Origin of the sequence: Roseateles asaccharophilus (assembly GCF_031458115.1) — a bacterium.
GTDB lineage: Bacteria > Pseudomonadota > Gammaproteobacteria > Burkholderiales > Burkholderiaceae_C > Pelomonas > Pelomonas asaccharophilus_A.
This window is the reverse complement of the sequence record NZ_JAVDXV010000001.1, coordinates 250107-275727: the sequence shown is the minus strand read 5'-3', so window position 1 is coordinate 275727 and position 25621 is coordinate 250107. Positions and strand designations below refer to the sequence as shown.

The following is a 25621-nucleotide window of genomic DNA, read 5'->3' as shown; positions in this document are numbered from 1 at the left end:
TGCAATCGATGAAATCCTCCCGCCGCGGCTTCCTGCAGACCACGGCGGCGGTTTCGCTCGCCGGCACGCTGCCGCAGCTGAGCCAGGCCGCCACCGCCAACCTGTCCAGCAAGCCCGGCACGCCGGTGACCGACACGGCACTGAACTGGCTGGACGGCAAGCCCGCCCGCTTCGAAGGCGGCACGTTCGGGGTGCCCTGGCCGCGCGGCCAGGTGCGCAAGCCTGCAGCCGGGCAGCCGCTGCAGTTTCGCCTCGCCGGATCCAACCTGCCCGTGCAGTCCTGGCCGCTGGCCTGGTGGCCCGACGGCTCGCTGAAGTGGACGGCCCATGCCGTCGCCGGCGGCACGCCCGCCAACGTCCTGAAGCTGGAGCCCGGCACCTCGCCCGCCGGCAATGTCAGCGTGAAGCAGACCGATGCGCAGATCGTCGTCAGCGCCGGTGACCTCACCTGGACCGTGCCCACGCGCGGCGAACACCTGATCGCCGAGGCCTCGCGCGCCGGTCGCGCGACGCTGAAGAACCTGCGCCTCGTCGCGCTGCGCCAGGACGGCGCCGACCCCGAGCTGGACGGCCGCGTGGCCCGCCAGGCCTTCACCAGCAAGATCACCGCCGCCACCGTCGAGCAGCGCGGCCCCGTGCGCGCGGTCATCAAGCTCGACGGCATGCACACAGGCCACGGCCGCGACTGGCTGCCGTTCTCGGTGCGCCTCTACTTCCACGCTGGCTCGGACGCCGTGCGCCTCGTGCACAGCTTCATCTGGGACGGCGATGCGGCCAAGGACTTCATCGCCGGCCTGGGCGTGACGGCGCAGGTGCCCATGAGCGACGCCACGCACGACCGCCACATCCGCCTCTCCGGCGAAGGCGTGGGTGTGTGGGGTGAGGCCGTGCGGCCCGTCACCGGCCTGCGCCGCGACCCCGGCCAGGCCTACAAGGACGCCCAGGTCGCCGGCCGCGCGCTGCCGCCGCTGGCCGGCATGGACAAGCGCGTGACGGACGGGCTGAAGTGGGTTCCCGAGTGGAACGACTTCTCGCTGTCGCAGGCCAATGCCGACGGCTTCACCATCCGCAAGCGCACCGCGCCCGGTCATGCCTGGATCGATTCCAACGCCGGCACGCGCACCAAGGGCCTGGTCTACGCGGGCGGCGCGTCCGGCGGCGTGGCGCTGGGCTTCAAGGACTTCTGGCAGCGCGCCCCCGTGCGGCTGGACGTGCGCGGCGCCGCCAACACTACTGCCGAGCTGACCGCCTGGCTGTGGTCGCCCTCCGCGCCGGCGATGGACATGCGCTCCTACCGCTCGGCCGGCGAGATGGACACCTTCGAGGAACAGGTCGAAGGCCTCAACATCACCTACGAGGACTACGAGGCCGGCTGGGACGACGCCACCGGCATCGCGCGCACATCGGAGCTGATGCTGTGGGCCCTGCCCGCCACGCCCTCGCACCAGGCGTTCTCCGACATGGCCGAGCAGGTCGCCAACCCGGCGCGGTTGATGCCGTCGCCGCAGCGCATCCATGCCTGCGGCGTGTTCGGCGACTGGGACCCGGTGGACCCCACCGCCTCGCCCGCGCGCCAGCTCATCGAGGCCCGCATCGCCGACCAGCTGGACCAATACCTGAAGGAAGTCGAGCAGCACCGCTGGTACGGCTTCTGGCATTACGGCGACGTGATGCACGCCTACGACGCCGACCGCCACATGTGGCGCTACGACATCGGCGGCTATGCCTGGGACAACTCGGAGCTGTCCACCGACCTGTGGCTTTGGTACGGCTTCCTGCGCAGCGGCCGGGCCGATGTGTTCAAGCTCGCCGAGGCGATGACGCGCCACACCGGCGAGGTGGACGTGTACCACCAGGGCCGCTTCAAGGGCTTCGGCACGCGGCACGGCGTGCAGCACTGGTCCGACTCGTCCAAACAGCCGCGCATCTCCAACGCCGCCTACCGCCGCATCTACTACTTCCTCACCGCCGACGAGCGCGTGGGCGACCTGATGCGCGAGCTGCTGGAGTCCGACCGCGACCTCGACAAGGTGGACATCTCGCGCAAGCTCGGCGCCCGCGCACCGGCGCCGCCGGCGGACGGTTTGGTCAGCATGGCCTTCGGCACCAGCTGGGGTTCCATCGCGGCCGCCTGGCTGGCGGAGTGGGAGCGCACCGGCGACACGCGCTGGCGCGACAAGATCGTCAACGGCATGGAAAGCATAGGCGCGCTCAAGCGCGGCTGGCTGGCCGGCGGCGCGCCCTACGACCCATGCACCGGCAAGTTCCACGGCCCCGGCGACAAGGTCAGCATCTCCAACCTGAACGGCGTGTTCGGCGTCGTGGAGATCAGCTCCGAACTGCTGACGCTGGTGGACGCGCCCGCCTACCGCCGCGCCTGGCTGGAGTACTGCCGCTACTACAACGCGCCACGCGACGAGTGGATGGCGCTGCTGGGCAGCGTGCCCGGTGGGCGCGGCATGGGCGACACGAACTCGCGCATGACGAGCTATGCGGCGTTCCAGTTGCGTGACCGCGCATTGGCCTTGCGGGCTTGGCGCGAGTTCTTTGCGAGTGGTGCGTTGAAGCCCGCGCCATTCAAGACGACGGCTCGGGCGGTGGGCGGCGTGGACACGATCAGGTCGCTGCAGGAGCAGGCCAGCATCAGCACCAATTTCGCGGCGCAATGGGGGCTGGCGGCGATGCAGCATCTGGCGCTGGTGGGCGATTCGCTGGACGAAGCGGCCAAGGCAGCGGGGTTGGTGCCATGACGCTGTCGCGCCGCGCGATGCTGGCCTCAGCCGCGGCGCTGGCGGCGTGTGCGACGACGGGCGCCGCATTCCCGACGCAGACCATCGCCGTCGAGAACACGCCCTTCGACATGCCGCCGCTGCGGCTGCCGGTGTTCGATGGCCAGCCGCGCTTCGTCATCACCGACTTCGAGGCGCGCGCTGACAGCCAGGCGGCAACTTCGGCTGCCATTGCAAAGGCCATCACCGCAGCCCATGCGGCCGGCGGCGGCCTCGTCGTCGTGCCGGCGGGCGTGTGGCCCACCGGCCCGGTGCACCTGAAGAGCCGCGTCAACCTGCATGTGGAAGCGGGCGCCACCTTGCGCTTCTCGCCCGATCCGGCCGACTACCTCCCGGCGGTGCTGGCGAGCTGGGAGGGGCTGGAGTGCATGCTGCATTCGCCGCTGGTCTACGCCCACGACTGCGAGGACATCGCCGTCACCGGCGCCGGCACGCTGGAAGCGCGCATGGACGTCTGGCAGCAGTGGTTCGCGCGACCCAAGGCGCACATGGACGCGCTGGTGGCGCTCTACAAGATGTCCGTCGATGGTGCGCCGGCGCGTGAGCGGCGCATGACGGATGGAAACGCCAATCTGCGGCCGCCTTTCCTGCACTTCAACCGTTGCAAGCGCGTGCGACTGGAGGGCGTGCGCATCGTCAACAGCCCGTTCTGGACGGTGCACCCCTTCCTGTGCGAAGACGTGCTGATCCGTGGCGTGCACATACGCGCCCACGGCCACAACAACGACGGCATCGACCCCGAGATGAGCCAGCGCGTGCTGATCGAGGACTGCACGTTCGATCAGGGCGACGACGCGATCTCCGTCAAGTCCGGCCGCGAACGAGACGGCTGGCGCCTGGCCACGCCGTCGCGGCACATCGTCATGCGGCGCTGCAAGGTGTTGAACGGGCATCAGCTGATGGCCATAGGCAGCGAGCTGGCGGGCGGCATCTCGGAGGTGCTGGTGGAGGACTGCGAGGTGGACAACCGAGGCAGCACGCACAAGGTGCAGCTGTTCAACCTGCTGTTCGTGAAGACGAATGAACGGCGGGGTGGGTTCGTTCGCAACATCCACATGCGGCGCGTGAAGGCGCATCGGCTGGTGGGCAGCGTGCTGGATGTGGACACGGATGTGCTTTATCAGTGGCGGAGTTTGATGCCGACGTTGGAGCGGCGGTTGACGCCTGTCGAGGGGCTGTTCGTGTCGGACGTTGAGGTGGCTGAGGCGAAGCACCTCAGTCGGTTGCGGGGCGAGGCGGAGTTGCCTGTGCGGGGCGTGAAGGTGCAGCGGGTGAAGGTTGAGAAGCTGCTGGGCCAGGCGCATGACCATCGCAATGCGGTCGAGGTTTCGGTGTGAGTTCCAGCGGTGGGTTAGTGCCACCGCCCAGCCGGGATTTCGTCCCGGCGGCCGACCTACTTTTTGCGCCGCCAAAAAGTAGGCAAAAAGCTCTCCCCTGCAAAACCGCCCGCCCAAGGGCGGGTTCCCTGCGATGCGCGAATTCCAGGGGCCGCGCTGAACTCGCGCCGCTACGCTCTGCTCGAACAGTCATCGCGGAGTCAGTTCTTGAAGCGTGCTTCGCACGCCCCCTGGAATTCACGCATCGCAGGCGGTTTAAAAGGGGAGACCCCAAACAGCCAACTCCAACGGCTCGGCTGCGCCGTAGCCTCGACCTCAACACACCGAACAGCCGCGCCGCCCCAGCGGCGCTGCATTCGGCTGTTCTGATGAGCACGGCGTGCAGCCGCGCGTTAACAGGTGCGAAGCGGCGATCACTGGCGCTCGTCACAAGTGGTAGGCGAGAGCGCAGCGGCTCGCGTCTCGCCGCTCAACGGTCGGCTGTTCCGATGCGCAGCGAGGCCCCGTGGTACTCGTGTGCGGTTCAGCGCCTCTTCTTTGGTGACTTTCTTCTGGCGCCGCAGAAGAAAGTTACCGCGCTGCCGGGCGCGCATCCCGGCAATCTCTCGATGAGCAGCACGCTCCACAAGCAAACCAACCCATGAAGCACCTCCTGCTCATCGCCACCCTGCTGGCAACAACGCAGGCGCAAGCCGCCCGCGACACCTACAACTTCAACCCCGGCTGGCGCCTCCATGTCGGCGACCCAGCAGGCGCCGAAAGCCCCGCCTTCGACGACGCCACCTGGAAGCCCGTCACCCTCCCCCGCGCCTGGAACGAAGACGACGCTTTCGCAAGAGACATCGTCGACCACTCCACAGGCATCGCCTGGTACCGCAAGCGCTTCACCCTCCCCGCCAACGTCGCCCACCGCAAAGTCTTCATCGAGTTCGAAGGTGCCAGGCAAGCCGCCGAGGTCTGGATCAACGGCCAACGCGTCGGCCTGCACGAGAACGGCGTCACCGCCTTCGGCTTCGACATCAGCGCCGAGATCAAGCCCGGCGACAACGTCATCGCCGTGCGCACCGACAACCGCTGGGACTACCGCGAGCGCGCCACCAACCAGCGCTACCAGTGGGCCGACCGCAACTTCAACGCCAACTACGGCGGTCTGCCCAAGAACCTGCGGCTGCACATCACCGACAAGCTCTACCAGACGCTGCCGCTGTTCTCCAACCTGCGCACCACCGGCGTCTACATCCACGCGGCCGACTTCGATATCAAAGCCGGCAAGGCCACCGTCACCGCCGAGTCCCAGGTCCGCAACGAACACCACCGCACCCGCCGCTTCGGCTACACCGTGACGCTGCGCGACGCCGCCACCGGCAAGCTGGCCGCCACCTTCCAGGCGCCCACGCAAACGGTGCTGCCCGGCGCCACCACCACAGTCAAAGCACAAGCCCCGGTGACCGGCCTGCAGTTCTGGAGCTGGGGTCATGGCGCGCTGTACGACGTGCAGACCACGCTGACCGTGGACGGCAAGCCCACCGACACCGTCACCACCCGCACCGGCTTCCGTCAGACCGAGTTCGCGAACGGTATGGTCAAGCTGAACGGCCGCGTCATCCAGCTGAAGGGCTATGCGCAGCGCACGAGCAACGAGTGGCCGGCCATCGGTCTGTCGGTACCGGCCTGGCTCAGCGACTACAGCAACGGCCAGATGCTGGCCAGCAACGCCAACCTCGTGCGCTGGATGCACACCGCCCCGTGGAAGCAGGACGTGGACTCGCTGGACCGCATCGGTTTCCTGCAGGCCCTGCCCGCCGGCGACTCCGAGGCCGACGTGACCGGCCGCCGCTGGGAGCAGCGCATGGAGGCCATGCGCGACGCCGTCATCTACTTCCGCAACAGCCCCAGCATCGTCATGTACGAGGCAGGCAACCGCGGTGTCAGCGCCGAGCACATGGCCGAAGTGCGCTCCATCCGCGACCGCTTCGACCCGCACGGCGGCCGCGCCGCGGGCAGCCGCGAAATGTTCGCCAAGGCGCTGCAGGACGTGGCCGAGTACGGCGGCGAGATGCTCTACATCAACAAGAGCGCGCGCCGCCCGATGTGGGCGATGGAGTACTCGCGCGACGAGGGCGCCCGTAAGTTCTGGGACGAACTCTCGCCGCCCTTCCACAAGAACGGCGACGGCCCGCCGCACAAGGGCCAGCCGGCCCCCAGCTACAACCACAACCAGGACTCGCACGCGTTGGAGAACGTGCGCCGCTGGGTGGACTACTGGCGCGAGCGGCCCGGCACCGGCACGCGCGTGTCGTCGGGCGGCGTGAACATCATCTTCAGCGACAGCAACACCCACCACCGCGGCGCCGAGAACTACCGCCGCAGCGGCGAGGTGGACGCGATGCGCATTCCGAAGGACGGCTTCTTCGCGCACCAGGTGATGTGGGACGGCTGGGTGGACGTGGAACGGCCCCGCGCCCACATCCTGGGGCATTGGAACTACGCGGCCGGCACGGTCAAGGCCGTCACGGTGATCTCCAGCGCACAGCGCGTGCAGCTGACGCTGAACGGCAAGCCGCTGGGCACGACCGAGGCGAGCGAGCCTTTCGTGTTCCGCTTCGACAACGTGGCTTTCGAGCCCGGCGAGCTTCGCGTCATCGCGATGGACAAGGACGGCCGCAAGCTCGCCGAGGACGTACGCACCACGGCCGGCGCCCCCGCCGCGCTGAAGCTCAGCGCCCAGACCCACCCGCAAGGCATGCAGGCCGACGGTGCCGACCTGGCGCTGGTACAGGTGGAGGTCGTCGATGCCCAGGGCCGCCGCAATCCCATCGCGCTGGACACGGTGAAGTTCTCGCTCGACGGCCCGGCCGAATGGCGCGGCGGCATTGCGCAAGGGCCTGGCAACTTCGTGCTGTCGCGCGAGCTGCCGGTGGAAGGCGGCGTCAACCGAGTGCTGGTGCGCAGCACCACCGAGGCCGGCGTCATCCGGCTGCGCGCCGAGGCGCAAGGTCTGGCTCCGGCGGTGCTGGAGCTGCGCTCGACCGCCGTCGCCGTCAGCGGTGGCCTGAGCCCACGCGCGGCGGATGCCGGCGTCGCACCCACGTCCACGCGCGGCCCCACGCCGGCCACGCCGTCGTTCGCCGTCAGCCGCATCGCCGTGCCGGTCGCGTCGGCCGAGGCGGCCAGCGGCGATGCAGCCAAGGCCTTTGACGACGACGAGAGCACGTCGTGGGTCAGCGAGGCCGGCCAGGGCCAGCTACGCTTGCGCCTTGCCGAACCGGCCACGCTCAGCGAGATCACGCTGAAGCTGGGCGGCTGGCGTGAGCGCCAGTACCCCTTGCGCATCGCCATCGACGGCACCGAGGTCTGGCGCGGCCTGACGCCACGCAGCCTGGGTTATGTGACGCTGCCGCTGCTGCCTCAGCGCGGCCAGAACGTCACGATCGAGTTGACCGGCGACGCCCAGGGCGGCGCCGCCACGGCCAACACCGAAGTGGCCAACCAGAAGATCGTCGACACCGGCGCTGCCAGTCTCGGGCGCGGTGTGCTCTCCATCGTCGAAGCTGAGTTCTACAGAAAACCATGAAAAGACAACAGCCCACCCGCCGCGACTGGCTGCAACAACAGACCGCGCAGGCAGCAATGCTTCGCTATGGCGCGCCGCTCACGCCGCTGCTGGCCGCACCTGTCCAGGCACAGGACGACAAGCCCGCCCCCCACCGCCTCTGGTACCGCCGCCCCGCCGACCAGTGGGTGGAAGCGCTGCCGGTGGGCAACGGCCGCCTGGGCGCGATGGTGTTCGGCGGCACGCACACCGAGCGGCTGCAGCTCAACGAGAGCAGCTTCTTCTCCGGCGGCCCCTACGACACGACCAACCCCAGGGCCCGCGAAGGCCTGCCCAAGGTGCGCGAACTGGTGTTTGCCGGCCGCTATGCCGAGGCCGAGAAGCTGGCCAACGAGACGCTGCTGGGCGTGCCCAACCGGCAGATGAGCTACCAGCCGCTGGCCGACCTGTTGATGGTCTTCCCCGGCCTGGACGGCGTGCGCGGCTACGAGCGCAGCCTGGACATCGACGAGGCCGTCGCCACCACGCGCTTTCGCGCCGGCAGCGCGACGCTGACGCGCGAGGTCTACGCGTCCGCACCCGACCAGCTCATCGTCGTGCGGCTGTCCGCCGACAAGCCCAAGTGGATCGCCACCGACCTCACACTGACCGCGCCGCACCAGAAGAGCAGCGGCGGTGAGGGCAACCACACGCTGTGGGTGGCCGGCACAAGCCCCACCGTGGGCGGCATCGAAGGCCGGCTGCCGTTCGAGTGCCGGCTGCAGGTCATCGCGCGCGGCGGCAAAGTGACGGCGCGCAACGGCGGCCTGTTCGTGCAGGGCGCCGACGAGGTGTTCATCCTCATCGCCGGCAGCACGGGCTACAAGCGCTTCGACGACATCTCCGGAGACCCCGCCGCGCTGAACCAGGCCACGCTGGCCGCGGCCATCGCCCGCGGCCCCGAGGTGATCCGGCAGGCCCACCGCGACGACTACCAGCAGCTGTTCCAGCGCGTCGCCATCGACCTGGGCCAAGGCGCCAACGGCAAGCTGCCCACCGACGAGCGCATCGCCCTCTTCGCCGAGGGCCAGGACCCCGGCCTCGCGGCGCTGTACCTGCAATACGGCCGCTACCTGCTGCTGTCCAGCTCGCGCGCGGGCTCGCGCTTCCCGGCCAATCTGCAAGGCATCTGGAACGAGAAGACCAACCCGTCGTGGGGGTCCAAATGGACCATCAACATCAACACGGAGATGAACTACTGGCCCGCCGAACTGTGCAACATCGGCGAGACCGTGGAGCCGCTGTTCGCGATGGTGGAAGACCTGGCCGTCAGCGGCGCCAAGGTGGCCCGCGCGATGTACAGCGCGCCCGGCTGGGTGGCCCACCACAACACCGACGGCTGGCGCGTGGCCGCCCCCACCGACGGCGCCAAGTGGGGCCTGTGGGCCATGGGCGGCGTCTGGCTGGTGAACACGCTGTGGGAGAGCTGGCTGTTCCGCCGCGATACCGCGCTGCTGAAGCGCCTGTACCCGCTGCTGAAGGGCGCCGCCGAGTTCCAGCTCGCCACGCTGGTGAAAGATCCCAAGACCGGCCTGATGGTCACCAACCCGAGCATCTCGCCGGAGAACAACCACCCACACGGCTCGTCCGTCTGCGCCGGCCCGGCGATGGACAGCCAGCTGCTGCGCGACCTGTTCGCCTACTGCGCCGAGGCCGCGCGCGAGCTGCGCACCGACCGCCCGTTCGCACGCGACTGCCTGGCCATGCGCGACCGCCTGCCGCCCGACCGCATCGGCAAGGGCGGCCAGCTGCAGGAATGGATGGACGACTGGGACCTGGAGGCACCCGAGCCGCAGCACCGCCATGTGTCGCATCTGTACGCGCTGTACCCGTCGGACCAAATCAACCCCGATGACACGCCGGCGCTGGCCGCCGCGGCGCGCAAGGTCATGGAGCGCCGCGGCGACGACACCACCGGCTGGGGCATAGGCTGGCGCATCAACCTGTGGGCGCGGCTGAAGGACGGCCAGCAGGCCTACTCCACGCTGAACCGCCTGCTGCACCCCAACCGCAGCTACCCCAATCTGTTCGACGCGCACCCGCCGTTCCAGATCGACGGCAACTTCGGCGGCGCGGCCGGCATCGCCGAGATGCTGCTGCAATCCCACCGGGGCCGCATCGAGCTGCTGCCAGCCCTGCCGCCCGCGTGGACCGCAGGCAGCGTGGCGGGCCTGCGCGCTCGCGGCGGCCTGGAGCTGTCCTTCAGCTGGCAAGGCGGCGAGGTGCAGACGCTGGCGCTGCGCAACCTCGTCGGCGCCACCAGCACCGAGCTGCGCTGGCGCGGCGGCAAACTGCCGCTGAAGCTGGCCGCCGGGCAGACGCTGCGCTTCGAGCGCCGCAACGGCCGACTGCAACGCATGGAGAACTTCGCTTGACCTCTCTGATCTCACGCCGCGCGGCACTCGCCGCACCGCTGCTGGCCACCCTGCTGCCGGCGCTGGCCCAGCCCGCCGCACCGGCGGCCTCGGCGCCGCTGCCCTGGCCCAACCCGCTGATCCCGCAGCGCGCCGACCCGCAGATCCTGCGTCACGGCGACTGGTATTACCTGATGGCCACCGTGCCCGCCTACGACCTGCTGGAACTGCGCCGCGCGCGCAGCATCCCCGGCTTGGCGACCGCCGAGCCCAAGGTGGTCTGGCGCAAGAAGGACAGCGGCCCCATGAGCCGCCACATCTGGGCGCCGGAGCTGGCCTTCCTCGACGGCCGCTGGTACATCCACTTCAGCGCCGGCGAGGCCAAGGAGCCGTGGAAGATCCGCCTTTGGACGCTGGAGAACGCATCACCTGACCCCATGCAGGGCGAGTGGACCGAGCGCGGCCAGCTCAAGACCGCCTGGGAGAGCTTCACGCTGGACGCTACCGTCTTCGAGCACCGTGGCAAGCGCTACATGGCCTGGGCGCAGAACGACCCTTCAGCCAAGGACCACAGCACCAACATCTACCTCTCGCGCATGAAGAGCCCCACCGAGCTGGAGGGCCCACAGGTGAAGCTCACGCAGCCCGAGTACGCGTGGGAGAAGGTGCGCCACAAGGTCAACGAGGCGCCGGCCGTGCTGGTGCATGGCGGCCGCGTCTTCATGACCTACTCGGCCGCCGGCACCGGCGCCGAGTACTGCCTGGGCCTGCTGTGGGCCGATGCGAACGCCGACCTGCTGGACGCGAAGAGCTGGCGCAAGTCGCCCGGCCCGGTGTTCAGCACCAGCGACGAGAACAGCCAGTTCGGCCCCGGCCACAACAGCTTCCTCGTCGAGCCCGATGGCACGGTGCTGAACGTCTTCCACGCCCGAAACTACCGCGACGTGAAGGGCGACCCGCTGAAGGACACCGGCCGCGCCACCCGCGTGCAGCCGCTGGCCTTCACGGCCGACGGCATGCCCGACTTCGGGCTGCCGCTGAAGGAGGCGGGCAAGCCATGAACCGCGTCGTCATCCCGCTGTCCGACGGCCCGGCCAACGTCTTCGACGGCGAGTCGCCCGACCGCGTCTGCCGCCGCCCCACGCGGGCCGAGCTGCACGCCTTCCCGTCGCCCACGCCCGCGCGGGGCCGTGCCATCGTGTACGCAGGCGGCGGCTATCTGCAGCTGATGCATGACAAGGAAGGCGTGGAGGTCGCGCAGTGGCTGAACACGCTGGGGCTGGACGCCTACGTGCTCGTGCACCGCCTGCCCGGCCAGGACGGCCACCCGTCCGACATCGCGCTGCATGACGGTCTGCGCGCACTGGCCCTGCTGGACACGCTGCCCCCGCTGCCGCTGCTGCACGTGGGCCTGTCATCCGGCGGCCATCTGGCCGGCGTGATGGCCTGCCAGCGCGACTGCGCCGGCGCCGTCATCGCCTACGCGCCGCTCAACGCCAACCACCGCGACCACAAGTTCCCGGCCGGCAAGCCCGACTTCCCGCCGCCCGAGAAGCAAGCCTTCTACGACGCCTGGCCCATAGGCATCGCGTCACAACCGCACGGCCTGCCGAAGTGCCCGGTGTTCCTGGCCTACGCGCTGCACGACGCCATCGTGCCGGTGCAGCACGCGCTGAACCTCATCGTCGCGGCGCAGCAGCACCAGCTCAACGTGGAGGCCCATGTGTTCCCGCAGGCCGAGCACGGCTTTGCGCTGCGCGGGCTGGAAGGCACGCAGGACCAATGGCCGGTGCTGGCGGCGCGATGGATGACCGACCAGCTCGCGCGCCTGAAAGTCACCTAACCTGCGCGCTTGGCTATCAGCGAGTCGGGCATGGCAGACGTGAACTACACATGGAATGACTACCGCGCGAAGGTGCGCCAGTTCGACGCCGTGCTGGAGCACGGCAAGGCCGCGTCGGCGGCGGTGTCCGGCCTGACGCTCACGGCACCGCACGTCAGCTATGGCGAGCAGATCTTCGTCAAGCTGCTGTCCCACGGCGTGGCGCTGCGCCGGCTGGCGCCCGACCCGGGCCAGCAGGCGCCGCGGGAGCTGTGGGACCTGCCGTCCATGTCGGCCGTGGCGCGTTGCCTCATCGAGGCCCACGACGCCTTCGAGTACATCGCCGGCCACGCGGTGACCGAATCTGAGCGCAGCTTCCGCATCCGGCTCTGGGAGCTGCATGACGCGACCCGGCGCTTGCAGATCCTTGCCGCCATCGGCTCCAACGATCCAGGCGTCGCCAGCATCCGGGCGGACGCCGCACGGCTGCAGCTGACGCTGGGATCGCACGAGTACCTCGCTTCACTGCCCGCCGTTCCGCAGGCCGAGCTGCGGCTGCGCTTGAGCCGCAACGACCCGCCGGACTTTCACCTGGGCCGGCGCCAGCGCTGCGAGATGAGCGGCGTGGACGCCCACTGGCACAAGGCCATCACCATGCAGCTCTCCCAGCATGTACACACCTTGCCGTTCTCCGTCCATCAGCTGCTGCAGTTCCAGGCCGGCTCGCCCGAGGCGCTGCGGCTGATGGCGCAGCCGCTGGTCTTCGCGCTGCCCTTCCTCGCCCGCACCATCCACGCGATGGACCAGCTCATCCCGCAGCGCATCCCCAAGCCACCCAGCCGGACCGCCCGGACCATGGCCGTGTGGCGCGAACTGGCCCGACAAGGCATGAAAGACATCGCGTGAAGAACTGGCTGCACGCCCTGGCCCTCCTGTGGCTGCCCGCCGCCGCTGTCGCGCAGGCCGCCGCGGCCGCGTCGATTCCGGCGCCGCAGGGCTCGGGCGTGTCTCCCGACACGCCCATCACCGTCCGCTTCGACAGCCCACCCACCGTCGGCACGTCTGGCCTGATCCGCATCCACGACGCCGACAGCGGCCAGCTCGTCGACACGCTGGACCTGGCCATCCCAGCCTCGCCCAACCGCCGCATGACGCCCGCCGAGGTGGCGGCCGACGCGGCACAGCAGAAGCCCTACCAGAGCACCCGCATCGCCGGCCGTGACTGGCATTTCCGGCCCGTCATCGCTCGCGGCAACGTGGCGCGCATCTACCCGCACCATGGCCTGCTGGCCTATGGCAAGCGCTACCGCGTGACGGTGGATGCCGGCGTGCTGCAGGCCACGCCCATCAGCTGGACCTTCGCCACCCGCGCCGCACCGCCGCCGGCCGAGCGCACGCGGCTGGTCGTCGCGGCCGACGGCAGCGGCGACTTCGCCACCGTGCAAGGCGCCATCGACTTCGTGCCCGACCAGCCCACCCAGCGCATCACCGTCTTCATCCGCAATGGCGACTATGAAGAGATCGTGTCGCTCAACGGCAAGAGCAAGCTGACGCTGCGCGGCGAGAGCCGCGACAAGACCATCGTGCACTACGCCAACAACAGCGCGTTCAACCCGGGCGGCCGCGCGCGCTGGGCGTTTTCCATCGTCGATGGGAAAGACATCCAGCTGTCCAGCTTCACGATCAACAACACCGCCATCGGCCAGGCCGAGGCGCTGATGACGCGCGGCGAGCGCATCGTGCTCAGCGACATGACGCTCAACGGCAGCGGCGACGCACTGACCACCTACGGCACGCTGTACGTGCAGGACAGCAAGCTCACCGGCCACGGCGACACCATCCTGGGCTACGCGGCGGCCTTCTTCCTGCGCACGGAGCTGGTCTCCATCGGCCCGTTCAGCTGGACGCGCACGCCCGCTGGCCAGCACGGCAACGTGTTCGTGGACTGCAGCTTCATCGCCAGCACCGCGCCGCTGCCCTGGGCCACGCCGGCCGAGACCGTCGCCATCCCCTGGGCCGCCGCCTCGCGCCCCGACCCGGCCCGCCCGGCGGCCGTGTTCGCCCGCCTGCCGCGCAACAACTCGGCCACGCGCACGGCCACCAACTTCCCGCATGCGGAGATGGTGCTGATCGACTCGCGGCTGCAAGGCATCTCGCCCGAGGGCTGGGGGCCGGTGGAAGAAGCGCCCGGCTTTGACAGCTCGCAGGTGCGCTTCTTCGAATTCAACTCGCGCGACCTGCAAGGCAAGCCGGTGGACGTCAGCCGCCGCCACAAGGTATCGCGCCAGCTGACGATGGACAAGGACGCCGCGCTGATCGCCGACTACCGGCGGCCGGAGTTCGTGCTGGGCGGCTGGAAGCCGGTGGTCGTCGAGGAACCCTCCCGCTAGCCACAATCGCGCCGATGCAGATTTCCATGAACGACCTCCTCTTCGCGCTGTTCCTCCTCCTGATGGGCGGTTCCATCGGCTGCCTCTTCTGGATGCGCGCCACCATTCCCGACTTCGAACTCAGTTACTCGCAGATCCAGCGCCACGCCAGGCAGGGCAACCGCAAGGCCAAGGCCTACCTGTGGCTGGTGTGGACCGGCATCGTGGTGATGGTTGCCCGCTGGGCCATCCACTGAACCTCGCACTGAAAGGGCGCGCCCCATGCTGAAAAGAATGCTGGCCGGCCTGCTGCTGGCGCTGTGCAGCGCGGCGGCACTGGCCGTCGAGCAATGGGATGTCTACGAGGTCGAGCTGAAAGGCCCGGCCGATGGGAACCCCTTCGTGGACGTGCAGCTCAGTGCCCGCTTCAGCGACGGCACGCAGACCGTCACGGTGGACGGCTTCTACGACGGCGACGGTGTCTACCGCGTGCGCTTCATGCCGCCGCGCGCCGGCCGCTGGACCTGGGTGACGCACAGCAACCGCTGGCCGCTGACGAACAAGCAGGGCGAGTTCACCGCCACGCCGCCCCAGCCTGGCAACCACGGCCCGGTGGGCGTGCGGCATGTCTATCACTTCGGCTATGCGGACGGGACGCCCTACAGGCCCGTCGGCACGACGATGTACAGCTGGAGCCACCGCGGCGCCGCACTCGAAGAACTGACGCTGAAGACACTGGCCACCTCGCCCTTCAACAAGGTGCGCATGCTGCTTCTGCCGCAGTCGCACGGCGTGGACAAGCATCCGCCGGAGCATTGGCCCTACGCAGGAACACCCCCGAAGAACTGGGACTTCAACCGCTTCAACCCCGTCTTCTTCCGCCACCAGGAGCAGCGCGTGGCCCAGCTGCGCAACATGGGCATCGAGGCCGACCTGATCCTGCACCACCCCTACGACGACAAGCGCGAATGGGGTTTCGACACGCAGCCCCGCGAGGTGGATGACCGCTACGCGCGCTATGTCGTCGCGCGCTTCGCGGCCTTCCGCAACGTATGGTGGTCGCTGGCCAACGAGTTCGACTTCATCCGCACCAAGACCGACGAGGACTGGGCGCACCTGGGTCGACTGATCCAGCGGCTGGACCCCTACGGCCACCTGCGCTCCATCCACAACGGCAAGCGCATCTACAACCAGGCCGAGGACTGGATCACCCACGTCAGCATGCAGCACGGCATGGCCGCGACGGATGCCAACCGCGCCGTGCTGTTCCGCGAGGCCTGGCGCAAGCCCGTGGTCTTCGACGAGCTGAAGTACGAGGGCGCGCACGACCGCCGCTGGGCGCAGCTGACCGGCCGGCAGATGACGCACGCGTTCTGGAGCGTGACCATCGCCGGCAGCTACGGCGGCCACAGCGAGTTCATCGCCGACGCCGACAACCACGGCACCGTCTGGCTGGGCCAGGGCGGTCGCTTGCGCGGCGAAAGCCCGGCGCGGCTGGCCTTCCTGAAGGAGATCCTCGACGCCGCACCGGCCGAAGGCCTGGACCCCATCGACGCCTTCGACGACCTGTTCATCGCCGGCCAGCCCGGCCGCCACTACCTCGTCTACTTCGGCGACCGCGCGCCGGCGGAGTGGTGGCCGAAGCTTTACCTGACCGGCCTGCGCGACGGCCAGCGCTTCAAGGCCGAGATCATCGACACCTGGGCGATGACGATCACGCCGGTCAAGGAGCCGCTGCAGTTCAAGCCGCAGGGCCGCTACGACTTCGTGGCCGCCACGCCCATCAAGCTGCCGGGCAAGCCTGGCATCGCGCTGCGCCTGACCGCGCTGGACGCGCCCGCCGGCGCCGCCGCGCGGCCCGGCCTCGATGACTGAGAACACCATGCGCATCGCCCTGCCCCTTGCCGCCGTCCTGCTCACCGCCTGCGCCGCACCGCCAGCGCCTTTGCCGCGCGCCTTTCCAGGCGCCGAAGGAGAAGGCGCCATCTCGCTGGGCGGCCGCGGTGGCCGCGCGATCTATGTGACGACTTTGGCCGACGCCGGCCCCGGCTCGCTGCGCGCCGCCGTCGAGGCCACGGGGCCGCGCACGGTCGTGTTCGCCGTGAGCGGCACCATCGCGCTGAAGACCCCGCTGCGCATCACCCACGGCCGCATCACCATCGCCGGCCAGACCGCGCCGGGCGACGGCATCACGCTGCGCGACCAGCCGCTGGTGGTGGAGGCCGACGACGTCGTCGTGCGCTTCATCCGCTCGCGGCTGGGCGACGCGGCCAACGCCGATGACGATGCGATGAGCGTGGGCTCGGGCCAGCGCATCATCCTGGACCATGTGTCCACCAGCTGGTCCAGCGACGAATCGCTGTCGGTCTCCGTCGCGCGGCCCGACCTGGGCCGGCCGGCCTATCAGCACGTCACCGTGCAGTGGAGCCTCATCGGCGAATCGCTGAACTGCAACGCCGCCAAGAAGGGCGCCTGCCATGGCTTTGGCAGCCTGCTGCGCGGCGCGCACGGCACGCGGCTGTCCATGCATCACAACCTGTGGACCCACCACCAGGACCGCATGCCCCGCCCCGGAAACTACCTGACGCCCGACAAGGACAAGCTGGGCGGCTTCTACGACCTGCGCGCCAACGTCTTCTACAACTGGGCTACCGAACGATCGGGCTACAACCTGGACCGCAACGGCGAACTCGCCAGCTACAACTTCGTCGGCAACGTCTACCTGCGCGGCCCCAGCTCCAAGGGGGCATTCGCATTCGAGGAAAGCAACCCCGGCTCGCGTGCCTTCTTCGCCGGCAACAGCATGGACGGCCAGCTGCCCGCCGACCCGTGGAGCCTGGTGCGCGCGCACAAACAGCACCTGCCGGGCGGTCTGCCCGAGGGCTACAAGCTGGCGGCCGCGCTGCCCTTCGCGCCGGTCACCGTCGACGCACCCGACAAGACGCTGGAGCGCGTGCTGGCCGGCGTGGGCGCCTCACTGGTGCGCGACGCGGTGGACCAGCGCCTCGTCGACGACGTGCGCCAGCGCCGCGGCAAGCTCATCAACAGCCAGACCGAGGTGGGCGGCTGGCCGGTGCTGAGCAGCAAGCCGGCGCCGCCGGACAGCGACGGCGACGGCATGCCCGATGCGTGGGAAGCGGCGCAAGGCCTGAACCCGCGCGACGCGGCGGATGCCGCGCGCGTCGATCCCGCCACCGGCTACACGCAGCTGGAGCGGTATCTGAACGGCCTGGTGGCGCACCTCATTCGTTGACCGGCTCCAGCTGCGTGTCCGGCCAGTCCGCCTGTGCCGCACGCGCGGGCGCCGGCCGGCGCCGCAGCCACCACTCCAGCAGCAGCGCCTGCGGCAGCCAGGAGGTCCAGGCCAGCGCCGTGTAGTAGTCCTCGATGGGCACGCCCAGCACATTGCCGGCAACAATCTGCAGCCGCAGCGTGATGCCGCCGGCCGTCAGCACGAAGCTGCGCAGCATCCAGCGCCGATGCTCGGCGATCCGGCGCGCGCGGATGTGTACCAGCGCGACAGACGTGGTCACCAGCCACAGCAGGCCCAGCAACGCAAACCCCACCTGCGCGATGGGTCCGCCATCGGACTGCATGGCCAGCGGCAGCGCCGTCAGCCCGCCCAGCAGCAAGCTGGCTGCGTAGAACCAGCCCAGCGCCCGGTGCAGGCGCGGCCGGCGCTGGCGCAGCTTCGTGGCGAACTGCCAGGGCCCCAGCATCAGCGCGATGCCGCTGGCCACGGCGTGCAGCACCAGCATCTCCCGCTGCGACTCCAGGTTGGGCAGCGGCGGCGCGAACGGCTGGCCGGGCCAGGCGTAGCGCAGCGCCATCGCGCCGGTCAGCAGGGCGAGCACCAGCAGCAGCCCATAGGCGGCGAGGCGGGCGGCATGGGAGCGGGTTGACGTGTTCATGCCGCTCAATCTAGGCGGCATGAATGAGTTGGGACTTAGGGCAGATGAACCCGCGCGACCAAGCCTGATCGCCCATCCTCGCGGCCGCGCAGCTCAATGCGCAATCCATGCCGCAGCCCCGCCTGCCGCGCAATGGCCAGGCCCAGGCCGCTGCCGCCGGCAGGCGCGTCGGGCATGCGGAAGAAGCGGTCGAACACGCGCTCGCGCATGGTCTCCGGCAGGCCCGGGCCGTTGTCGATGATGTCCACCCACTGCGGCGTCAGCCGCAGCTCCACCTCGGCGCCGGGTGGCGAGTGCCGCAGCGCATTGGTGATGAGGTTGTCGAACAGGCTGCGCAGGTCTCCTTCCTGGCCTTGCAGCGCCACCGGCCCGTCGACTGCATCGACGAAGCCCACCTCGACACCGCGCCGATCGGCCTCGGCCATCGCCTGGCCGATGCTGGCGCGCAGCAGCTCGCGCAGGTCCAGCGGTGCTGCCGTCGCGTGGGGCGCGAGGTCCTGGCGGGACAGGCTCAGCATCTGGTCCACCAGGTGGCGGGCGCGGCGCATGCCCTGCTGCAGCTGCTCGAACTCGGCCGCGGCGCCGCCCATGTGCGGCCGCAGGTTCTCCAGCTGCAGGCTCAACGCGGTCAGCGGTGTGCGCAGCTCATGCGCGGCGTCCTGCACGAACAGGCGCTGCGACGCCAGCGCGCCGCGCAGACGCGCCAGCAGGCTCTCGAAGGCCTGCACCAGCGGCTCGATCTCGCAGGGCACCTGCAGATCGGCGGGCGCGGTGCTGTGCTCGTCGCGCTGCGCGAGCTGCTGGGCCGAGTTCTCGAGCCGTCGCGACGCCCGGCCCACCACGCGCGCCAGCACGAACACCGACACGGGCAGCAGCAGCAGCCCAACCAGGCTGGCCAGAAAGGTGCGTCCGCCGACCTCCAGCTTGCGGAAGAAGAGGCTCTGCGCCACCTGCACGCGCACCTCGCCCGTGCCCGCCGGGGCCGTGAACACGCGCCAGTGGGCGTCGCCAATCCAGACCTCGTGCCAGCCTGGCTCATCCTGCAACGGCACCGCGGCCGACGGCAGGCCGCTGACCTGGCGTGCCGGGTCTTGCGCGCACCAGAGCTGCACGACGAACTCGCCACCCTCGTGCACCTCCTCGGGCACCTGCTGCGGCACGGGCTGGTCAAGGCTGGCGCAGGTACGCGCCGCGTTGGAGCGGGCCAGCGTCTGCATCTGCCCGTCCATGAAATGGAATACCGTCACCGCATAGTTGTCGGCAAACAGCCAGGCCAGACCGCCCGTCATCAGCAGCTGCAGCGGCAGCAGCCACAGCACCAGCTGGCCCTGCAGCGAGCGGGGCCAGCCCGGCCGAAAGCGCCGGCCCGTCATTCGGTACTCGCCAGCGCGATGCGCCAGCCCAGGCCGCGCACATTGCGTATCGCGTCGGCACCCAGCTTGCGGCGCATGCCGTGGATGAGCACGTCGATCATGTTGCTGCCTATCTCCTCGCCCCAGCCGTAGATGCGCTGCTCCAGCTGCTCGCGCGACAGGATGGCGCCGGGCCGCTCCAGCAGCGCACGCAGCAGCGCGAACTCGCGGGCCGTCAGCGATTCGCGCTGGGCACCGCGCACGGCCTCGCGCGTGTTCAGGTCCAGTTGCAGCGCGGCGCCCGCGCCCAGCAACGACTGCGCCGCACCGCTGGAGCGGCGCAGAAGCGCGCGCATGCGGGCCAGCAGCTCGCCCAGCTCGAAGGGTTTCACGAGGTAGTCGTCGGCGCCCAGGTCCAGCCCGGCGATGCGGTCGTCCAGCCCGTCGCGGGCGGTCAGCACCAGCACCGGCGTCAGCTCGCCACGGCCGCGCAGGTGGCGCAGCAGGGACAGGCCGTCCAGCCTCGGCAGGCCCAGGTCCAGCAGCACGCAGGCATAGCCGCCGTCGGTCAGCGCCGTGCGGGCGGGCTCGCCATCGCGCACCCAGTCCACCGACCAGCCGGCCCGGCCCAAGGCCTGGGTCAGGCTGTTGCCGATCATCTCGTCGTCTTCCACCAGCAGTGCGCGCATGCGCGGAATTTAAGCGCGCCGACTTAAATCCAAATGAGACGACCTTCGTACAAGGGACTCGCGCCTGACGAAGCGAGGCTTTAACGCAGGGCTAATTCAGCCTGCCTAGCCTGCGCGGCGTTTCATCCCCTCATGCAAGGAAGTTTCGATGCAAGCCCATGTCCTTCGCCTCGCTGCCGCGCTGGTCATCTCCTCGCCGGCCCTGGCCCAGAACGGCCCGCCCGACTCGCTGACCATTGCCGGCATCGGCGGCGGCGCCACGCTGGAACCCTACCGGGGCGTGGACACCAAGGCCCGCGTGCTACCGCTGCTGATCTACGAGAACCAGTGGGTGTCCGTCGCGCTGCCCAGCGTCGGCCTGAAGCTAGGCAGCACCGGCCCGGTGAAGTACCGTCTGGTCGGGCGCTTCGGCTTCGACGGCTACAAGGCCAAGGACTCCGACTACCTGCGCGGCATGGACCGCCGCAAGGAGAGCCTGTGGGTCGGCGGTGCGGCCATCTGGGACACCGGCATGGGCGAGCTGTCGCTGGAGGTGACCGGCGATGCCATGGGCAACAGCAAGGGCCGCATGGTCGCCGTGGAGTACGAGAAGCGCTTCGACTTCGGCGACCTGGCCGTCACGCCGCGGCTGGGCGCGCGCAGCGTGGACCGCAAGTACGTCGACTACTACTTCGGCGTGAAGCCCACCGAGGCCATCACCGGCCGGCCGGTCTACCTGGGCAAGTCCACCACCCAGGCCGAGGGTGGCCTGCGCCTCACCTACGCCACGGGCAGCAACGAGATGCTGTTCCTCGACGTGTCGGGCCGACTGCTGGGCAAGGCCGTGGAAGACAGCCCGCTGGTGGAGCGCCGCTACCAGGCCAGCATGTTTGCGGGATGGCTGTACCGGTTCTGACTGGCCACATTGACGTCATGACGTCGACCTGGCCGGCGCGCCTGCGCCACGCGAATGAGGCCGTGCTCGAACAGGGCCGGCACGAGGCCACTGCCGACTTCTTCGCCAAGAGCTACGTCGCGCACGTCGCTGGCCAGACCATGAACGGCCACGCTGCGGTGGCCAGCGTCGTCGATGCGCTGCGCCATGCGGTGCCCGACCTGCGCGTGGACGTGGAGATCCTCGTGGAAGGCGACGACCGCGTCGCCTGGCTGCGCACCTGCCGCGGCACGCAGTCGGGCGCGTTCAAGGGCTTCCCTGCCAGCGGCAAGCCGCTGGTGTGGCGCGACATGGTGGTCAGCCGCTTCGAGCGCGGGCTCATCGCGGAGGAATGGGTTGTGACGGATCTGGCGGAGCGGTTGCTGCTGGCGCGCAAGGGTTGAGCCCTCCGCTCAGCGGCTGCGGTCAGGGCCGTTGACCATGCTTCACGCATGACGCCTGGATGACGGCGATGATGCCATCCACTTCGGCTGCAAAAGCGTCACCTGACGGCGTCGAGGCGATCTGCAGCGGGCGCCAAGCCCAGCCCAGCATCGGCCGGCTGCGGGCCAGTCGCCCGATGGCGGCCCACTCGGACCGTGCCAGCAAATGCGGATGCCGGTCGGAAAGCGAATCCAGCGCCGCCACGGAGTCCAGGTCGCAGGCCCAGGCATCCCGTTTCAACGCCGCGACGACATCCGGGTCACGGGCTGGATCGAAGGCCTTGTCGAGATGCCAGACGAGCACGGCCGCCGCGCCGCGGTCGCCCTCCTTCAGGCTGCGCCAGATGAGCGGCTCGAACTGAGCCCGGGCCGCGGCATCCAGGCCTTGGCACCCGGCATGCCACTGGTTCATGTGCGACACAGCCTCGCCATACGACGCACTGGGCTTCTCGCGTTGCTGCTCCTCCAACAGGCCGCGTACCGCCGGCTCCAACGCCTCCAGGCTCAGACAGGCTCCGATGCTCTGTGCGGCGACGCCGGCCAGGCCCGGCCTGTCGCTGGACAAGGCCCGCTGCACGTTGCGCTGAAGTTGTAACGGCTCCAAGCGCGCAGCGGCGCTGGCTACAGGCGCTGGCAGGGCCAAGGCAGGCTCGGTCACGACCTTCGCTTCGACCACGTCTTCAGCCGCCGTCGGTAACCATGGCATCGGAGAGGCCTGCTGTGTCGGCAAAGAGGAGGCTTCCGGGACTGTCACGTCGCCATCATCTCCGGCGCTGACGACCAAGGCCAACAACGCCGCACCGGCGATGCCCGCGGCCCAGCCAACCCGTCGGGCGATGGCCCAACGCGCGCCTGACCTCATGAGGCCAGCACCGCCGCCAGCCGCTCGACCAGCTGTGCCCGCGTCTCCTCCGCAGAGGCATTGCCCAGCGAACGCCCAGCCGCAGCCTTGGCGTCAGCGGCACGACCGGCGGCCCACAGCGCCTCGGCCCGCGTGAGGTTCAGCAGCCAGTCGTCTGGCAAGGCCGCGAGCGACGGCGCCAGCACCTCCAGCGCGCGTTGCGGCTGGCCATTGCGCACGAGCCGATCCGCGAGGAAGTGGCGGGCGACCTTCATCGTGGGCCCGGCATCGGTCGCCCCGGCCTGCGCCTGCTCTGCGGCCAGCGCGAGTTCGGACTGGGCGACGGCCTCCATCAGCCGCCCCTGCGCATCCAGCACACCGGCCAGTTGGGCATGCAGATCGGCTATCGCCGGCAGGCCGCTGTCGCGGACAAGCGCAATGGACGCAGCATAGCCCTGGACGGCTTCGGCAAAGCGGCCGGCACCCCAGTGCGCGAAGGCCTGTTTGGAAGCTTGTTGATGGGTTCGTACGGGTTCAAGACGTCGCTCCCTCAGCCGGGCATTCCCAGGCACCCGCCACCAGGAAGTGTAGATCGCGCAGCTTCGCAGCGGCCTGGATCTCGGTCGAGAATCGTGCCACTTCCGCGGGGTCGGCCTCAGGGGGCGGTTTGAAGATAGCCAGCATGCCTTCGATGGCGGCCTGACGCTTCGGGTCACCTTCAGCTTGGCGCAGCACTGCCTCCAGACCCTTGCTGAGCTGTATGCGTTGCTGATCGCGCAAGGCCCCGATCTCGTTGGGCATGGCGTTCACTTTCAGCGGCAGGTGCCGGCGGTCACCTCGGCGCCGTCGAACATCAGGTCGCGTTGCTGCGCGCGCAGCTGAACGGTTAGCGGCCCGCTGCGCTCCGGCAGCGTGACGGAGGCCGGCAGCCGGTTGGCCAGCACGCCCTGCGCCCAGGCCGCGTCCTGCTGGCCGCGCGGCCAGCGCAGCGGCAGCGTCTGGCCGTCCACCAGCACGTCGGCCGCCCAGGCTTCGCCGGGGGTGGCGGCGTAGCTGGGCAGCACGTGTACGCGCAGGCAGGTCGGGCCGCTGGCCTGGCCTTGCAATTGCAGCGTGGCGCCAGCTTGGCGGGCGGCCAGCACACCCTCATCACGCCCCAGGCCGGGCACGCGGCGCCAGGCGTCGTTGGCGGTCACGCGCAGCGACGGCGCGATGGGCTCGACGAGCGGCAGCGGGGCGAGGTCGGCCATCGCGCTGACCAGGTTGTTCAGCGCATCGGGCGCGTTGCCACCCAGGCCGGGCGCGGGCAGCAGCGGGGCCTGCTGGCGGTAACTGGTCCACAGGCCGTCGGCGGGCTCTTCGGCCAGGATGCCCTGCCAGCGGCCGGCGTTGTAGCGGGCGGTCAGCGCCTTCAGCCGCCGGTCGGCGCGATGCGCTTGCGCGGCGAAGGCGCGCGCGCCTTGCGGGTCGCGCTCCAGCGTGGCCGCGTAGCGCTCCAGCGCGAAGAAGCGCTCGTTGGCCAGCGCCGACGCGCGCAGCGGGTACTCGACGATGTGGAAGAACGCGTGCTGCTGTGAGGCGGCGATGCGCGGGCGAACCGCATCCAGCGCCGCCAGCAGCGCGGCGAAGCGGCTCAGGCGCTGCTGCATGGCGGCCACGCTCATGCCGCTGCGCTTCATGCGCTCGCCGGGCAAGTGGTACTGCAGGTGCTCGGGGCGGCGCTCGAAGTTGACGCGGAAGTAGCCGTCCCAGATGGCCGCGATCTCTTCGGTGCCGAACAGGCGTTGCGACAGGCCGCGCAGGTACGCCTGCTGGCCTTGCGCACGCACGGCGGCCGGGTTCCAGGCCAGGTCAAACCAGTGGCTGAGGTTGATCTCGTGCGGCTTGATGTCGCCCGCGTTGACCACCCACAACTGGCGTACGCCGGCATCGAAAGCGCGGCCCATCTCTTCGGCGACGAGGGCGGGCGGCGTGGTGTCCAGCCACAGGTAGGACAGCGGTGCGCCGAGATAACTCAGGTGGTAGTACACGCCGGAGCCGCCCGAACGTTTTGACTGAGCGGCATCGGGAAACTGGCGGATGTAGCCGAAGTTGTCGTCCACCCACACCATGGTCACGTCGTCGGGCAGGTTCAAGCCCGGCAACAGCGGCAGCACTTCCTTGTAGGGCACGAAGACCTGCGGCACGGTCGCCGGGTCGCCCACGTGCTGCTGGATCAGCTCGCGCTGGTCGGCCAGCAGGCGGTTCATCAGCGCCTGCTTCTCGGCCACCGAGCCGCCGCCCTGCATGCCGCTGTCGTGGATGCCGCGCATGCCCAGCGTGAACAGGCTCTCGTAACGTCCGTTGGCCTTCAGCCGCTCCACCCAGTAGTCACGCACCTGCTGCGGATGGGTCGCATAGTTGTACTGCTCGTGCGGCGCCTTCCACTCCGACACGTTGTTGCGCAGCATGGGCTCGGCGTGCGAGCTGCCCATGACGATGCCGTAGCGCTGCGCGAGTTCGGCATTGCGCGGGTTGTCGTTGAAGGCGCGCGAGACCTGGTGCATGGCCGGCCACAGTGTGTTGGCCTTCAGGCGCAGCAGCAGGCGGAAGACCTGCTCGTAGGTACGCGGCCCGATGTTGCGGGCCTCGGGCTCGAAGGTGTTGGCGGCCCAGGGCTGCAGACCCCAGTCCTCGTCGTTGATGAACAGGCCGCGGTACTTCACCGCCGGGCCGTCCTGCAGCGATCCACTGACATGCAGCGGGCCGCGCTTGAGGGGCGCGTGGTCGGCCCACCAGCCCCAGGGCGACACGCCCAGCGCCTGGCTCAGCGTGTAGACGCCGTAAGCCGTGCCGCGGCGGTCGGCGCCGGCGATGACCAATGCCTGCTTCACGCCGGGCGCGGGATTGCGCAGCACCTCGATGTGAAAGCACTCCCAGCAGTTCTTAAGCTTGGAAAGGTCCAGACCGGCCGCAGCTATCTGCGCATGGCGGCCCACGGTGCCGACCCAGATCTGCACCGGGCCCTTGGCGGCGGTGCGCAGGCCCAGGCGCTTGAGGTCGTCGGCCAGGTCTTGCGCGACGAAGGCCTCCAGCGGGTCGGCGTTCGTGCCCGCAACGATGACAGCACCGTCCAGCGGCAGGCTGGTGGCGGTCGCGCGGGTGGAGACGTCGAGCCCGGCTTGCGCCGCTCCCGACGCCAGCATCAGGCCCAGCAGCAGCGCACGCAT

Annotated in this window: 20 protein-coding genes; 13 read left to right on the top strand and 7 right to left on the bottom strand. The window is 69.7% G+C overall.

Features of this window, described 5'->3' with window-relative positions; all coding sequences use genetic code 11:
• The first annotated feature begins 8 nt into the window (after positions 1–8).
• The 11 genes from J2X21_RS01260 to J2X21_RS01210 all read left to right on the top strand — a co-directional run bounded on the left by J2X21_RS01260 (position 9) and on the right by J2X21_RS01210 (position 17516).
• Positions 9–2750 (top strand): exo-rhamnogalacturonan lyase family protein, encoded by a 2742-nt coding sequence (locus tag J2X21_RS01260; RefSeq protein ID WP_310323878.1) that lies wholly within the window; start codon positions 9–11, stop codon positions 2748–2750.
• The gene (locus tag J2X21_RS01255; protein ID WP_310323876.1) at positions 2747–4126 is read left to right on the top strand and encodes a glycoside hydrolase family 28 protein; all 1380 of its coding nucleotides are present in this window, start codon (positions 2747–2749) and stop codon (positions 4124–4126) included. The genes J2X21_RS01260 and J2X21_RS01255 overlap by 4 nt, the downstream gene beginning before the upstream one ends.
• A gap of 640 nt (positions 4127–4766) precedes the next feature.
• On the top strand, positions 4767–7700 hold the full coding sequence (locus tag J2X21_RS01250; RefSeq protein ID WP_310323872.1) for a glycoside hydrolase family 2 protein: 2934 nt from the start codon (positions 4767–4769) through the stop codon (positions 7698–7700).
• The gene (locus J2X21_RS01245; protein WP_310323870.1) at positions 7697–10093 is read left to right on the top strand and encodes a glycoside hydrolase family 95 protein; all 2397 of its coding nucleotides are present in this window, start codon (positions 7697–7699) and stop codon (positions 10091–10093) included. The genes J2X21_RS01250 and J2X21_RS01245 overlap by 4 nt, the downstream gene beginning before the upstream one ends.
• Positions 10090–11133 (top strand): glycoside hydrolase family 43 protein, encoded by a 1044-nt coding sequence (locus tag J2X21_RS01240; protein WP_310323868.1) that lies wholly within the window; start codon positions 10090–10092, stop codon positions 11131–11133. The genes J2X21_RS01245 and J2X21_RS01240 overlap by 4 nt, the downstream gene beginning before the upstream one ends.
• Positions 11130–11915, top strand: a complete 786-nt coding sequence (locus tag J2X21_RS01235) for an alpha/beta hydrolase family protein (protein WP_310323866.1) — start codon at positions 11130–11132, stop codon at positions 11913–11915. The genes J2X21_RS01240 and J2X21_RS01235 overlap by 4 nt, the downstream gene beginning before the upstream one ends.
• A gap of 30 nt (positions 11916–11945) precedes the next feature.
• Positions 11946–12800: a hypothetical protein gene (locus tag J2X21_RS01230; protein ID WP_310323864.1), complete on the top strand. Its 855-nt coding sequence runs from the start codon at positions 11946–11948 to the stop codon at positions 12798–12800.
• Positions 12797–14284, top strand: coding sequence for a pectinesterase family protein (locus tag J2X21_RS01225; RefSeq protein WP_310323862.1), 1488 nt, complete (start codon positions 12797–12799; stop codon positions 14282–14284). Before J2X21_RS01230 ends, J2X21_RS01225 begins: the two co-directional genes overlap by 4 nt.
• A 26-nt stretch (positions 14285–14310) precedes the next feature.
• A complete protein-coding gene (locus J2X21_RS01220; protein WP_310323860.1) occupies positions 14311–14520 on the top strand; it encodes a hypothetical protein in 210 nt (69 codons plus the stop codon).
• A 25-nt stretch (positions 14521–14545) separates the two neighbouring features.
• A complete protein-coding gene (locus J2X21_RS01215; RefSeq protein ID WP_310323859.1) occupies positions 14546–16138 on the top strand; it encodes a DUF5060 domain-containing protein in 1593 nt (530 codons plus the stop codon).
• 7 nt (positions 16139–16145) lie between these two features.
• Complete coding sequence (locus tag J2X21_RS01210) at positions 16146–17516, top strand: hypothetical protein (protein ID WP_310323857.1); 1371 nt, start codon at positions 16146–16148, stop codon at positions 17514–17516.
• On the opposite strand, the gene J2X21_RS01205 is transcribed toward J2X21_RS01210, so the two are convergent.
• Genes J2X21_RS01205 through J2X21_RS01195 form a run of 3 tightly spaced genes read right to left on the bottom strand, consistent with a single transcriptional unit; the run spans position 17506 to position 20215 of the window.
• Positions 17506–18174 carry a DUF2306 domain-containing protein gene (locus J2X21_RS01205; protein WP_310323855.1) on the bottom strand — a complete coding sequence of 223 codons (669 nt, stop codon included), beginning with the start codon at positions 18172–18174 and terminating at the stop codon, positions 17506–17508. The two genes, J2X21_RS01210 and J2X21_RS01205, sit on opposite strands and share 11 nt — an antisense overlap.
• A 35-nt stretch (positions 18175–18209) precedes the next feature.
• Complete coding sequence (locus J2X21_RS01200; RefSeq protein WP_310323853.1) at positions 18210–19547, bottom strand: ATP-binding protein; 1338 nt, start codon at positions 19545–19547, stop codon at positions 18210–18212.
• Entirely contained in the window at positions 19544–20215 is a 672-nt protein-coding gene (locus tag J2X21_RS01195; RefSeq protein WP_310323850.1) for a response regulator, read from the bottom strand. Before J2X21_RS01195 ends, J2X21_RS01200 begins: the two co-directional genes overlap by 4 nt.
• A gap of 148 nt (positions 20216–20363) precedes the next feature.
• On the opposite strand from J2X21_RS01195, the gene J2X21_RS01190 reads away from it, so the two are divergent.
• Positions 20364–21110, top strand: coding sequence for a MipA/OmpV family protein (locus tag J2X21_RS01190; protein WP_310323848.1), 747 nt, complete (start codon positions 20364–20366; stop codon positions 21108–21110).
• A gap of 17 nt (positions 21111–21127) precedes the next feature.
• Entirely contained in the window at positions 21128–21532 is a 405-nt protein-coding gene (locus tag J2X21_RS01185) for an ester cyclase (RefSeq protein ID WP_310323845.1), read from the top strand.
• A 22-nt stretch (positions 21533–21554) separates the two neighbouring features.
• On the opposite strand, the gene J2X21_RS01180 is transcribed toward J2X21_RS01185, so the two are convergent.
• The 4 genes from J2X21_RS01180 to J2X21_RS01165 form a co-directional block, all read right to left on the bottom strand.
• A complete protein-coding gene (locus tag J2X21_RS01180; RefSeq protein WP_310323844.1) occupies positions 21555–22361 on the bottom strand; it encodes a hypothetical protein in 807 nt (268 codons plus the stop codon).
• A gap of 68 nt (positions 22362–22429) precedes the next feature.
• Positions 22430–22765, bottom strand: coding sequence for a tetratricopeptide repeat protein (locus tag J2X21_RS01175; RefSeq protein WP_310323841.1), 336 nt, complete (start codon positions 22763–22765; stop codon positions 22430–22432).
• Positions 22766–22946: 181 nt separating this feature from the next.
• A complete protein-coding gene (locus J2X21_RS01170; protein ID WP_310323838.1) occupies positions 22947–23213 on the bottom strand; it encodes a hypothetical protein in 267 nt (88 codons plus the stop codon).
• A gap of 11 nt (positions 23214–23224) precedes the next feature.
• Positions 23225–25621 carry a glycosyl hydrolase 115 family protein gene (locus J2X21_RS01165; RefSeq protein WP_310323836.1) on the bottom strand — a complete coding sequence of 799 codons (2397 nt, stop codon included), beginning with the start codon at positions 25619–25621 and terminating at the stop codon, positions 23225–23227.

What these genes read in the sequence shown, in the direction of transcription:
- J2X21_RS01260 (WP_310323878.1), top strand. Translation starts at nt 9, where the DNA reads ATGAAATCCTCCCGCCGCGGCTTCCTGCAGACCACGGCGGCGGTTTCG.
- J2X21_RS01255 (WP_310323876.1), top strand. Translation starts at nt 2,747, where the DNA reads ATGACGCTGTCGCGCCGCGCGATGCTGGCCTCAGCCGCGGCGCTGGCG.
- J2X21_RS01250 (WP_310323872.1), top strand. Translation starts at nt 4,767, where the DNA reads ATGAAGCACCTCCTGCTCATCGCCACCCTGCTGGCAACAACGCAGGCG.
- J2X21_RS01245 (WP_310323870.1), top strand. Translation starts at nt 7,697, where the DNA reads ATGAAAAGACAACAGCCCACCCGCCGCGACTGGCTGCAACAACAGACC.
- J2X21_RS01235 (WP_310323866.1), top strand. Translation starts at nt 11,130, where the DNA reads ATGAACCGCGTCGTCATCCCGCTGTCCGACGGCCCGGCCAACGTCTTC.
- J2X21_RS01230 (WP_310323864.1), top strand. Translation starts at nt 11,946, where the DNA reads ATGGCAGACGTGAACTACACATGGAATGACTACCGCGCGAAGGTGCGC.
- J2X21_RS01220 (WP_310323860.1), top strand. Translation starts at nt 14,311, where the DNA reads ATGAACGACCTCCTCTTCGCGCTGTTCCTCCTCCTGATGGGCGGTTCC.
- J2X21_RS01215 (WP_310323859.1), top strand. Translation starts at nt 14,546, where the DNA reads ATGCTGAAAAGAATGCTGGCCGGCCTGCTGCTGGCGCTGTGCAGCGCG.
- J2X21_RS01210 (WP_310323857.1), top strand. Translation starts at nt 16,146, where the DNA reads ATGCGCATCGCCCTGCCCCTTGCCGCCGTCCTGCTCACCGCCTGCGCC.
- J2X21_RS01205 (WP_310323855.1), bottom strand. Translation starts at nt 18,174, where the DNA reads ATGAACACGTCAACCCGCTCCCATGCCGCCCGCCTCGCCGCCTATGGG.
- J2X21_RS01200 (WP_310323853.1), bottom strand. Translation starts at nt 19,547, where the DNA reads ATGACGGGCCGGCGCTTTCGGCCGGGCTGGCCCCGCTCGCTGCAGGGC.
- J2X21_RS01195 (WP_310323850.1), bottom strand. Translation starts at nt 20,215, where the DNA reads ATGCGCGCACTGCTGGTGGAAGACGACGAGATGATCGGCAACAGCCTG.
- J2X21_RS01190 (WP_310323848.1), top strand. Translation starts at nt 20,364, where the DNA reads ATGCAAGCCCATGTCCTTCGCCTCGCTGCCGCGCTGGTCATCTCCTCG.
- J2X21_RS01185 (WP_310323845.1), top strand. Translation starts at nt 21,128, where the DNA reads ATGACGTCGACCTGGCCGGCGCGCCTGCGCCACGCGAATGAGGCCGTG.
- J2X21_RS01175 (WP_310323841.1), bottom strand. Translation starts at nt 22,765, where the DNA reads ATGGAGGCCGTCGCCCAGTCCGAACTCGCGCTGGCCGCAGAGCAGGCG.
- J2X21_RS01170 (WP_310323838.1), bottom strand. Translation starts at nt 23,213, where the DNA reads ATGCCCAACGAGATCGGGGCCTTGCGCGATCAGCAACGCATACAGCTC.
- J2X21_RS01165 (WP_310323836.1), bottom strand. Translation starts at nt 25,621, where the DNA reads ATGCGTGCGCTGCTGCTGGGCCTGATGCTGGCGTCGGGAGCGGCGCAA.